The sequence below is a fragment of the Metabacillus rhizolycopersici genome, from assembly GCF_020075705.1.
In genome coordinates this window covers 24,015-35,704 of the sequence record NZ_JAIQUM010000056.1, presented here as the reverse complement: position 1 = coordinate 35,704, position 11,690 = coordinate 24,015, and the positions used below count along the sequence as shown (strand labels likewise).

Genomic DNA, 11,690 nt, shown 5'->3' with positions numbered 1-11,690 from the left:
TCTTTTCGTTCCGAGCTTCTAGGCCGTCCCAAAAATCGGTTCCGATTTCTTTAAAGCTATGGAGCGATTTTTCGATAGGGTTCAACTTAGCAAATTCTGCTTCTTCCCTTTTCCTTGCTTCGATTTCTGCTTCAATTTCTGCTTGTTGTTTTCGTACCTCTTCTTGGTTCTTTTTAAAAGCCAGATAATCAATTGTTTGTTGCTCAGCCTGTCCTTTTAATTGGTAAACCTCACTAGCTCTATAGGCTTCTGAGTTGAAATGGATCGGTGATATCGTATTTCCCTGGCGAGTTGCTTCGGTTAATTGCTGAAAAAGAGCTGTGACATAACGCTCGTCACCTTCTGATAACATATATTCTGATTTTAAATCATGATCAAGCTCATTGACCGCATCAATAGTATCTTTTCGGTCTTTATCTACTTTTTCGATATGGTCATCAAAGCTACTTGTTGAGAAAATGTTTAGTGGAACGAGGTCATCAATTCTGTTAAAAATCCTTTGCAGCTCATCTTGCTGGCTCCCAACCATTTCCTTATTGTTTCTGATGTGATGCACTAGTTCATCCTCCAGAAAAGGAAGGTGAACAACTGTATTTCCCGATAGATCCTTCTCTTCCGTACTCCCTGAAATTCCGTTTAGAAAAGCGATTTGTCGATCAATCAGACGAAGCCAGGCTTCTACAACATCGATTTGCGCTTGGTAAAAGCCTTTGATCGCATCAGCTCCCTTGCCTTTGAACTGATCATCTAGATTCACGATGTCATTGCATTTTCTTTTTACCTGTTCCAGCTTTTCTCTTAATTCTTTGTACTCGTGCGATCTAGTTTCCATTGTATGTAAGAGTGTTTTTGTATCTAATACCTTCACAATCGAATGATTCAACTCCTAATGGCTTCTATTATCCCATGATTTTCCTGCTTACTAGGATTGAGAAATTCCATATATCAATATTGAGATTCATTTTTGGTTTTTCTACTATTTACCAATATCATAGATTGTAGACTTAGTACATACATAAAACTAGATTACCGATAAAAACAAAACTATTTACCTGCAAAATGAAATTTCTATAGGATGAAACGATTAAAAATCAGTAGAATGAAATGGAGATGAAAAAAGCAACGAGACACTTCTTCTTGCTTTCTTTCGTCAATTAAAAAACTATTCACGAATTCTGTGAATAGCTGAATGACACAACCTAAACGTTACTTTTTGATTGATCTACTTGATAATTTTTCAATCGCAGGAAGATCTGCCGGTGCCCAGTCTAATGATGTCAACTCATCTGGTGACAGCCATTTCATTGATGCATGCTCAGTCAAAACTGGCTTTCCACTAGTGAGCTCGCAATAAAATGTTGTCAAATGAACAATGCCAAAATCATATTCATAAACGGTATGCTCAATTTGATCACCAATCTCGATTCCGCACTGCATTTCTTCGACAATTTCACGTCGCAATGCCTCTTGTAGTGACTCCCCTTCTTCTATCTTCCCGCCTGGAAATTCCCATTTGAGAGGCAATGCTTTATCTGCTCCTCTTTGAGCACAGAGGATTTTTCCCTTTTCAATGATAACCGCTCCGATGACATAAATATTCTTTTTCATGATATCCTCCTAGTAGCAGAAGCAACCGAATACCTGCCTGTTATTTTTGATGAATTGAAAAATGATATCTTGCAAATTAAATATTTCTTATCATTTTCGTCGGATTTTCACCTACAATCGTATTAGCCGAAACATCCTTCATCACAACAGAACCAGCAGCAACAATCGAAATTATGATACATTCGAGGCATTAATTTTTATCTTTATTTAATTTCTCATTCCAGCCTTACAAAATGTCATCTCACCTAATTCTCGTTCTTGTCAAGGTTGCACTAGAAAGCTTTAAAATACAAAGTGAGTTGCAATTTTCACAAATGCTTCTTCAAGATTTAATAAAGCTCTTTCATCAAAATCGAATTTGGGATGATGATGAGGATAGTGGGTTGCTTCATCATCATTTCGTGATCCCACCTTAAAATAAGTTCCTGGTTTTTCCAAAAGGAAATAAGAAAAGTCTTCAGCTCCCATAGTAGGTTCTAATTCGAAAATACTCTCTTCAGAAAATTGTTCCATTAGCAATGTTCTAATGATTTCTGTTTCTTCTGGATGATTATACAAAGCTGGATAACCATTCAAATAATCAATGGTATACGTTGCACCAAATGCAGATGTAATCCCCTCGACAATGCCGTAGATTTGTTTTTCGATCTGTTTTCGAATAGTACGATCAAATGTACGAACTGTCCCTTCTAAAATCGCTTTGTCCGCAATGATATTAAAAGCGCTTCCTGATTGAAACACACCAATTGTCACAACCGCTGATTGTAACGGACTAACACCACGACTGACAATCTTTTGTATTGAACTAACAATTTCACTGCCAATCACAATGGAATCAACGGCATCTTGGGGTCTTGCGCCATGACCGCCTTTCCCTTGAATATGAATCGCGAATTTATCTACCGCAGCCATTTTATATCCTTCACCAACAGATAGTTTTCCTAATGGCGTTTTAGAATCTAAATGGGCGCCAAAAACATAATCCACACCATCTAAAACCCCATCTTCAATCATAAACTTTGCACCACCTGGTGGCGTTTCTTCTGATGGTTGAAAAATAAAAATAACCTTCCCTTTGAGCTGTTGACGAAACTGACTTAACGCTTTAGCTGTCCCCAATAAAGCAGCAGTGTGGCCATCATGACCGCATGCATGCATGACTCCCGGATTTTGTGATTTATAAGAAACCTCTTTTTCATCTTGGATTGGCAAGGCATCAAAATCTGCTCTTAAGGCGATCGTTTTTCCTACATGATCCCCTTCTAAAATGCCAATCAAACCATGCCCGCCTATATTTGTTTTTACTTCTAATCCAAAACTAAGCAGCTTCTCTCTAATAAACTCGGCTGTCTTCACTTCTTTAAATGATAATTCTGGATTTTGATGCATAAATCTTCGCCAACTAACCACATCATTGTAAGAATTTTTTAATGTTTCCTCTATATCCTTCAATAAAATTTCATGCGTTGCCATCTTCTTTTCCCCCCTTGGGTTTATATAAAGAACTGTCCCTCTGTTCCTGAGTAGCTACTGTAAGCTAATTGTTCGCTTGTCTTTACATAGCATTTCTAACTTTCCAAAAAGGGCGAAACTGTATCCCATCACTGGAGTAACGGGTGTTAGTTTCGCAATTCATCAAACACTCTCCCTATTCTCTAATACATTCTTTTTTCTGGTATGACTCCTCTAACACCACCACGTGGCTCCTCGATATCCCCTCTATATCGAGGAATTAAGTGAACATGAACATGGAAAATCGTCTGTCCTGCTACTTCACCACAATTAATTCCAACATTATAGCCATCAGGCTGATACTGCTGATCTAATAATTCTTTTCCTTTGAAGAGTATTTCATCAATTGCTTGTCTTTCCTCTGATGTTAGATCAAAATATTGCTCAACATGACGTTTTGAGATGATAAGTAAGTGCCCTTTATTTACGGGGTATTTGTCAAAAATAGCAAAGGCTACTTCATTTTCTATCTCGTATTCGTTTATTAAACAGAATGGACAACTCATTTTTGAGCCTCCTATGTATTGTAGATTACTATGTTTTAAATCTTTCCAATTAAAGCTTAACTCCCTCTAACTGGTCTTATAAAATAGCATTTTCATAAATAATTGTACCTAAAAAGCTAATCTATTCCAAATGTGTATTTAGCAATCAAAAAATTCTGTTTATGGCAGTATATTTTATAAGTGGAAAAAGAGCCTGAATGTACAAGAAATGCATAAAATCTTGCATATTTTAGGCTCTTTCATTGTATTCCCTATTGTATTAAAGCTACCCTTTAGTGTAAGTACATCTTTTCACATTTAATCTAAATCAAACTCAAACTTAAAACCTGCAAGTTTAGCTTATCAAATACGTTTCATGAAGTCCTTTTTCGTTGGGCACCTGAAACTGGACATAGTTTAAAAAATCCAGTTGCAACAATATATTATATCTTCTAGTTTGAATACCCTCTTTTTAACTTTAGTAATGAAAATAAGCCAACACTATGCAACTCTGTATAAAAAGCTGCATAATATCGGCTCTAAGAATTTTATATGTTATAGAAGATTAGCTTTTCGTTACATTAACAGAGCCTTCCTAATTAAAAATGATAGGAAAAGTAAATATAACGAAAGCTGCCCAAAGTCCGTAGACCGGCAAATACTTAGTAACGGCATCTTGGATAGTTGAAGGTCCGGATTTGTTTTGTAGAAAACGCATATAGGAGAGCATAATCCAAATTAGATTTGCCCAGATAAGTATGTTTACTCCTAAAACAGCAAGTCTATTAGGTGTAATCCCATAAGAAGAAAGTCTGAACACGATGGCTGACAAAGCCACACTGTCAATGATAAGCGCAAGAACAATTAAGGCAAAATTTATATAATCTGAAATGTTCTTTTTCTTGTCTGAGTCGCTCTCGGTAATGGAAAATATGGTAACGGCCAATACACCAAGGAGTATTCCGTTGAAGGCTATCAGGAAATTGCGGTCCAAGAATGGATTTTTTCCGACCCATATAACCGTTATAAGATAGACCAACAATGTGACCAGGACAAGAGGACTAAAAATTTTAGCTATATATGGTGTAATATTCCTAGCAAGTTTAAGATTCATTGATACCAGGTATGCAGCCACAATAGCGAGAGCGGCAGCACCAAATAAAACGACATTACTAAAATAGAAGTCTTCTATATCCAAGCCAACAAAGCTAAATAACCGCATGGTTAATGCTGCTAGTACCATTCCGCTAACTGCCATGCTGGCGTAGAGAATACCATATTCCAAATTAAATTTAATATAGGCTAATCTTGTACTGCCTTTTGAATATTCATTTCCTGTAAATGCAAGCCCTACCAATCCCCATAAGAATATGGGAAGGTGTAAATAAGCAAGGATAATACTGTCTTTATAATTTAATGGCAGCATATTAAGATAAAACCCGGAAATTAGGAACAACGCTGCAAGGGAATAAATAACACTTTTTTTCGGAGTATTATTGTAAACAAAATAGGCAGCAATAAAGGGAATTATACCAAAAGCCAGGTTAATTGGAGCAATTGCTTCCTGTTCGACAAAATGGAAAATGATCCTGGTGCTTATCCCTGCCAGAATGGCTAAAATGCTCATGAATAAGAAACCTTTTTGAAGCAAGAGAGATTTTTCTGTATTTACCGTCTCCTTAAAATGCAATCTTTCATACCAAACACCAAGAACCTGAGAATCAGGATTTTGTTCCCATGCGTGTGAGAATGACTTTTTAAAAGCTTTCGGGTCTTTTCTATACATTCTCTCCAGCTCATGAGGATTAGCAATATTTTCAATAATCAAATTGTTAATGTCCATAGTTATACCTCTCCTAATAATTGTTATATTAAGTTTCCTCCACAATGTTTAACGTATTCCGACAGAAGTCCCCTTTCTCAAGGAATGCGAAGGGCGTAGCCCAATGAGTAGGGAGGGGATGAATGTCGGTTGGCTTTAGCCAAAACGTTTATTTTTTCGAACGTTTGTGCTACACTGAAGTCAAACATGCTCTTTGAAAACTGAAGATATGAGGTTTCGACAGGAAGAACGCTCTGTCGTGTAAAATCTTCAAGCCAGCAAAGAACTAGCCAACGTGCTAATTTTGTAGGGCAAGGTCGTGTCCGAATTCAAGCCTGTGGAGACTGTGTAAGACTTGTTAGATCATTCTGATAAGCAATGGTCATTGAATCAGGAAGCCCCTTCTTCAACGTAGTAAGGAGGGGTCGTTCACCTGTCTTCGTCACTTTTGTATTCTAAAATATCTCCAGGCTGACATTCTAAAGCCTTACAAATTGCCTCTAAAGTGGATAATCGAATCGCTTTTGCCTTTCCATTTTTCAATATAGAAAGGTTCGCCATTGTTATTCCAACCCTCTGCGAAAGTTCTGTTACGCTCATTTTCCTTTTTGCTAACATCACATCAATATTGATTATAATTGCCATTGTTATTCACCTCAGACCGTTAAATCATTTTCTGATTTGATAGTAATTGCTTCTTGTAAAAGTTTTTGGAGAACAGCCGCAAAGACTGCGATAACCATCGAAGCAAAAGGAACAACCAATCCGACAAAGATAACTCCTGGTGCGTCGTCTACTTCCGCAAAGATATAGAAGAGCGGCCAAACTAGCACATGCAAAATACTGATTGTGATGGCACAGTATTTGATTTTCTTTAAAGCTTTTACAGATAAATCGGAGAAAGCTTTATTTTTGTCAATATAGCGTAAGAGTTTGAAAGCCTGATACAAAGCAAAGTAAAAAGGTATCGCCGATGCATCAAAAGCGATGAAAACGAGATATTTTATAAAAGCAAACTCTGGAAGCAATTTTGCTGCAAGATTCGCCATCTCAGGCACCAAAAAGATGCACAGAGCAAGAACTGGGACTCCTAAAAGAATAACAGCTATTTTTAAAAACAACGTTGTTACTTTTTCCATAAAAAGCACCTCACTTATTTATTCTGATTTTGATTTTAATATATATTTTATCGTTTCGCAATAAATTATTATTAATTTGGATAACATTTTTATTGTAGGTTTTGTTTTAAGCAAAAATAAAAAGCATTCCTCATTAAAAGGGATGCTCTATAACCTTAAATCATTAAAGTACTTTCACAAGCACTTATACCAAGCACAAATAAAAGTCTTCCGAAATCTTCTAGTTCGTTGAAGCCGAAAAGTGGAAGTTCCCAATTGTTAAAGATATTATTATAACCGATTAAAACAAATATTACAGGAAACAAAAAATAATAGAACTTATTGATACTTTTTGGCAAATGTATTTCCATATGATTCCTCCCCCTGAAAGAATAGCTTTTTAACGGTCTTTTGCAATAAAAACATAGACCTGCTCCTTGCTAATATCTCCATATGTAGACGCATCACCACGCTTATGAGGTTTTTGAACGTCTATTTTCTATTTGTCTTTTCCGGAGTATAAAAAATAAGCCTCATCCATTTCTACAACACCTGAAAATTGTTCGGAATCCACTTAGTATCAATAATATTTAACAAAGCCTAATAAAAAATAGTTTCTTCTCATTTTGAAAATGATAATTAATGACTTGCCTTCCGCTCAAAATGATAATGCAGCCTATACTCACAAACCTCCTTCGTCCAATTAAAAAGAGTCTCTTCCTCGTCCTTTTCAATATGTACGTTAGGCGTAAACTCATTTTGTTCAAAGGAGATCATTCCTTTTGAACTGCCGCTCCATTTCGTCATCGGCATCTTTATGATCAAATTACTCACTTTTTCTTCATCATATTCCCAAAGTCTTTTCGATTCCTTATCAGAAAAATCAATCCGTTTTCGATATTCCTTTTCTGTTAAGTATTGATGAAAAAATGGTGCTACTTCCTGTGGTGTAATTAGTTTTGCCCATTGTGATGGACCTCGTTTCAGCATCGCTAATAGGACAACCATCTTATAGCTTTTCACCATGCCTGTTTTCTCAACTTCAGCTAGCCAATCCTTATGCTTCATAAATACTCGGCTTTCATGCTCCTTTAGCTCTTCTGCCCAATCGAGAAAACTGATATATGACCTAAATTCCTGCCGATATTGAATTGAATCTGCCTGTCCTTTTAAATGGAGCTCAAGATATGTCGGTCTTCTGCCAATCTCTTGCTTTAAATCAAGATAAGATTGGAGAAGCTTTTCCTTTCTTGGCTGACGCTTTTTCGCCATTTCCTTCAACAGATTAACGACATGTAGCTCAAGATCGATTACACAGCTGTTTGGTACCGTGGGAACGATTGCTTTTGCTGCTTTACCTTCTTGTGCCTCCGTATTAAATAAACTTAATTTGATATCTGCGTTGCGATAGTTTCCGATCAAATCAATAATGACACAATGCTCTTTTTCTGGATGTAAGCGTAGACCCCGACCAATTTGTTGCGTAAAAACTGTAAGGGATTCTGTTGGTCTGACAAAAAGAAGTGTATCAACCGCAGGGATATCAACACCTTCATTAAACAAATCAACCGTAAAAATCGCATCAATCTTACCTTTATCTATCAGTGTAATAACATCTTCCCTACGATACTCTGTTTGCTTTGACGTTAAGCTAATCGTTTGATATCCGTTCTGATTAAAATAGCTCGATAAGAAGGCTGCCTGTCGAATAGACGAACAAAACACAATGGTTCTCGTTTTCTTATATTTCTTCCATGAAGATAAAATCTTGTCGGCCATTTCATCCTTTAACTGCGCTTGGAGCAATTCTTCCTCATCATAACCAGTGCCTAACCATGTCAGCTGACTATAATCCGTTTCATCATAAACACCGTAGTAATGAAAAGGTGCTAGCCACTCCTGTTTAATCGCCTCTAAAAAATCGATCCGATAAGCAACATTTCCATCACAAATAGAATAAACATCTTTATTGTCATTTCGCTCTGGTGTTGCGGTGATTCCTAATAGAAATGTCGGTTGAAAAAAGTCGAGGACACGTTGATATGAAGTTGCTGCTGCATGATGGAATTCATCAATGATGATTAAATCAAACTCATTTGGCTGAAAAATCTTTAAATGCTGATCCAGGCTTAGTGTATAGATAGACGCAAAAAGACAATCTGCCTCTGCTTCCTTTTGCTTTCCATTGTAAATCCCAAACGTACGATGTTTCATAATCGAAGAAAAGAATTTTTTCGCCTGCAAAAGAATCTCTTCTCGATGAGCAATAAATAGAATCCGTTTGAACCTTTGTGCAAAAAAGCCTGCTAAATAGGTTTTTCCTAAACCAGTCGCCATTACAACAAGAGCAGACATATATCCTTCCTCAACCGTTTTTTCTAACTCCGCCAATGCGTCAATTTGCGCAAATCGCGGCTTAATTTCCCCGTATCCCTCTGATTTCTCATGAATTTCTAGCTCTTCTTTTCGAACAGGTTCGATCCCTGGGAGCATTAATTCAATCTCTTCTAGCTGTGACCATTTTCTCGCAAGATTTGGGTGTTTCTGATGATAGACCTCATATTTTTCATGATAGGCTTTGATGCTTTCCTCATTAATCGTGATTGTTTGGTCATGGTACATGAGCTTTGTAAATTGATCTAAGGCTTCCTGAAATATCTCCTGATCATTTTCAATCGCAACATTCCATTCTACACCACTCGTTAGCGCCGATTTCGATAAATTAGAAGAACCTATGACGAGATGACCTTCTTTTTCAAGATGAAAAAGATAAGCCTTAGGATGAAAAGAAACACCATTACTATTCCACAAACGGATCTCCATTTTTTCATGAATAGAATGTAATTTCCTCAAAGCCTCCGGTTGGGTAATATATAAATAATCACCCGTACAAATCTTAATATCCGCACCTCGATCAGCCGCTCGCTTTAAAGGCTTCTGTAATAGCTCCACCCCTGACTTCATCACAAATGATGTTAAAATACAAATGGTGGATGCTTGCTCAATTTTTTCTACTAAATGAGTAACCAAATGACTCGTGATTAATTCAACCTTACTCATCCTCAACCTCAATTAAATAAATTTTTTCTTTAAAACCGCCACGTTGATCCGCTTTCTTTTTTCGAATCTCTTCTATTTCGTTCAGTGAAGATCCGTGATACTCTGCCAAAGAATGAATGATTTCAAGAACATCTGCCAGCTCCTCAAGTGAGCTAGCCGTATCCTTCGCTTCCACATATTCCTCTAATTCTTCAAAGCCTTTTTCCTGTAATGCTTTTATGTATTCTTCATTTGATAGAATCCTTGTTGTATATTTCTTTCCTGTTTTTTCAATAATTTCAGGAATTTTGTCTCGTACAAGCTTGTTGTAAACTGGCATAAATGACTCTCCCTACTTTAATACATTCTTTTTTCTGGTATGACCCCTCTTACACCACCACGTGGCTCATCGATATCCCCTTTATATCTAGGAATCAAGTGAACATGGACATGAAAAATCGTCTGTCCTGCCTCTTCACCACAGTTAATTCCGATATTATAGCCATCAGGCTGATGCTGTTGGTCCAATAATTCCTTTCCCTTGAAAAGTAAATCATCAATTGCTTGTCTTTCCTCTAATGTGAGATCAAAGTATTGCTCAACATGACGTTTGGGGATGATAAGTAAGTGCCCTTTATTTACGGGGTATTTATCAAAAAAGGCATAGGCTAATTTGTTTTCAAGTACGGTTTCGTTTATTGTACAAAAAATGCATTTCATTCTTTTCCCCTTCTATCAATCAAAAATAGTTGATTTCTTTTTAACAATTATTCGCTTTAAAAATTCACTTTAAATTCACATGCTAGTTTTAATGAAGACCACCCCTTAGCTTGTCCCGCACTAAATTTTACTCTTAATGATAGTTCCTCATGGTTATCATTCCATCTTAAAGTTGTCTGTATTGGACTAGGGTACTTCGGAAATACGGTAATCATACTATTAACATTACCGTGTTCCAAAACAACGCTATCATTCTGTTTATAGAATGTAATGACTATCATTGAACTACCAAGAAGTGCTTTAACACCTTTACGTAATTGTCCCTGGTTAGCTTCACTCAATCTTTGACCTAAAACTGCTGATACTTCTTTTAGACTTTGTTTATGATCAATTACCTCATATAAAAACTTCTCTCTTACCTCATTAACCACTTTAGTAAGAGATCCAATATCAAAATATTGCTCACTTAAAATTTGACCAATTCCAGGATTTTTCGCAGTAATTTTATTTGTTTTTCTTGTTAAAGCCTTTAATGATATAGCTTCCTCAATATATTTGTTGTCAACTATTAATATTAGCTTTAGATCACTAGTATCAAGTCTATCTTTAATATAATTATTAGGTACTAACTGAATACCATCAATTATATACTGGCTATATTTCTTTCCAAGGTATTCAAATAGTTTTTTAATAGTAATTTCTGAGGCCTCTTTTAAATTTAATAAATCACTATGTGATATTACTGGTGAATATTTTTCTAAAATGATTTGAAATTCTTGTGGCTCTATTTGATTTATTTCTGGCTTTGTTTTAAGAATTTGATAATAAACCATGGCTTCATTACATTTCCCCACAGCGTTACTAATATTTTGAGATTTTGTCTTGTTATGTCCATTTATGATTTCCTCAAACTTCAATAAGGTACTATTGTTAAATTCCAAAATATTTTTTCCAGTAGGAAACTGTTCATAACTTGTTGCTAATTTAATTGAGGAAATAGGACTACTCTCAAATTTAAATCTAAAAAGTAATGACTCTTCATCACATCTGATTCCTATAGAGTAATTTCCTTTTTTATAAATCTTAATGCCATTTTTAAAATTTATATCACTTTTAAATTCTTCCGCACGCAAACATTTGTTCTTTTTAATATATCGGGTTATAATATTAGTACTATCATCCATTAATAATACTTTAAAGGCATTCCTAATTCCTGGTTTCCCTTTATTGAATTCGTCTTTCATTAATTGAAAACAGTACTCTCTCAGGTTGAACAGAAAACTTTGACGGAAAGGCTCAATCTCATTTGTAAACTTTGGAAGTAGCTTTTTACTTTTTTCTTAATTTCTTGTATATTATCATAGGTAGTTTTCTTTTCCCTTATAT

Annotated in this window: 12 protein-coding genes; all 12 read right to left on the bottom strand. The window is 35.9% G+C overall.

Annotated elements, in window-relative coordinates:
• The coding region (locus tag K9V48_RS19980; protein WP_224140926.1) for a ribonuclease YeeF family protein at nucleotides 1-868 on the bottom strand (868 nt) is incomplete at its 3' end.
• Nucleotides 869-1,206: 338 nt separating this feature from the next.
• Nucleotides 1,207-1,608: a (deoxy)nucleoside triphosphate pyrophosphohydrolase gene (locus K9V48_RS19975; RefSeq protein WP_224140925.1), complete on the bottom strand. Its 402-nt coding sequence runs from the start codon at nucleotides 1,606-1,608 to the stop codon at nucleotides 1,207-1,209.
• Nucleotides 1,609-1,890: 282 nt separating this feature from the next.
• The gene (locus tag K9V48_RS19970; protein ID WP_224140924.1) at nucleotides 1,891-3,081 is read right to left on the bottom strand and encodes an amidohydrolase; all 1,191 of its coding nucleotides are present in this window, start codon (nucleotides 3,079-3,081) and stop codon (nucleotides 1,891-1,893) included.
• 182 nt (nucleotides 3,082-3,263) lie between these two features.
• Nucleotides 3,264-3,626, bottom strand: coding sequence for an HIT family protein (locus tag K9V48_RS19965; RefSeq protein WP_224140923.1), 363 nt, complete (start codon nucleotides 3,624-3,626; stop codon nucleotides 3,264-3,266).
• 574 nt (nucleotides 3,627-4,200) lie between these two features.
• Nucleotides 4,201-5,448 (bottom strand): DUF4153 domain-containing protein, encoded by a 1,248-nt coding sequence (locus K9V48_RS19960; protein WP_224140922.1) that lies wholly within the window; start codon nucleotides 5,446-5,448, stop codon nucleotides 4,201-4,203.
• Nucleotides 5,449-5,856: 408 nt separating this feature from the next.
• Complete coding sequence (locus K9V48_RS19955) at nucleotides 5,857-6,072, bottom strand: helix-turn-helix domain-containing protein (protein ID WP_224140921.1); 216 nt, start codon at nucleotides 6,070-6,072, stop codon at nucleotides 5,857-5,859.
• Nucleotides 6,073-6,083: 11 nt separating this feature from the next.
• Nucleotides 6,084-6,566, bottom strand: a complete 483-nt coding sequence (locus K9V48_RS19950) for a DUF2975 domain-containing protein (RefSeq protein WP_224140920.1) — start codon at nucleotides 6,564-6,566, stop codon at nucleotides 6,084-6,086.
• 155 nt (nucleotides 6,567-6,721) lie between these two features.
• Nucleotides 6,722-6,916, bottom strand: a complete 195-nt coding sequence (locus tag K9V48_RS19945; protein ID WP_224140919.1) for a hypothetical protein — start codon at nucleotides 6,914-6,916, stop codon at nucleotides 6,722-6,724.
• 268 nt (nucleotides 6,917-7,184) lie between these two features.
• Nucleotides 7,185-9,605 (bottom strand): DEAD/DEAH box helicase family protein, encoded by a 2,421-nt coding sequence (locus K9V48_RS19940; RefSeq protein ID WP_224140918.1) that lies wholly within the window; start codon nucleotides 9,603-9,605, stop codon nucleotides 7,185-7,187.
• The gene (locus K9V48_RS19935) at nucleotides 9,598-9,924 is read right to left on the bottom strand and encodes a nucleoside triphosphate pyrophosphohydrolase (protein ID WP_224140917.1); all 327 of its coding nucleotides are present in this window, start codon (nucleotides 9,922-9,924) and stop codon (nucleotides 9,598-9,600) included. The genes K9V48_RS19940 and K9V48_RS19935 overlap by 8 nt, the downstream gene beginning before the upstream one ends.
• A gap of 17 nt (nucleotides 9,925-9,941) precedes the next feature.
• Complete coding sequence (locus tag K9V48_RS19930; protein WP_224140916.1) at nucleotides 9,942-10,304, bottom strand: HIT family protein; 363 nt, start codon at nucleotides 10,302-10,304, stop codon at nucleotides 9,942-9,944.
• A gap of 56 nt (nucleotides 10,305-10,360) precedes the next feature.
• Nucleotides 10,361-11,548, bottom strand: coding sequence for a hypothetical protein (locus tag K9V48_RS19925; RefSeq protein WP_224140915.1), 1,188 nt, complete (start codon nucleotides 11,546-11,548; stop codon nucleotides 10,361-10,363).
• Between the last annotated feature and the right edge of the window lie 142 nt (nucleotides 11,549-11,690).